The sequence below is a fragment of the Vallitalea sediminicola genome, assembly GCF_054408565.1.
The window spans coordinates 1-240 of record NZ_BTPT01000325.1 but is presented as its reverse complement, the minus strand read 5'-3'; the positions used below and the strand labels follow the sequence as shown (position 1 = coordinate 240).

Here is a 240-nt window from a genome sequence, read left to right as displayed (position 1 = left end):
ATAAGAGTTGATACAAGAACTATAATTCCTCCTATAGTTACTTCATCTGACCACAAATTAAATAATGCAAAATATGGGTCTACTTCTAGGAAAACTAGACGCATGGTTTGGGTAGTTAGATAAACTGTCCATATTAGAGTTATATATCTTAGAAATCTTAGATACTTATCAAATTTATAAGGAATAAAATGATTATATTTTTTCTTGAACACTAACTTTCCTATCTTGCCAAACCATTCC

The 240-nt window shown here is 29.2% G+C and carries 1 protein-coding gene; it reads right to left on the bottom strand.

Features of this window, described 5'->3' with window-relative positions; translation table 11 throughout:
* Positions 1-240: hypothetical protein (locus ACX6CF_RS26915; RefSeq protein WP_458788448.1), on the bottom strand; the 240-nt coding region annotated here is incomplete at both ends.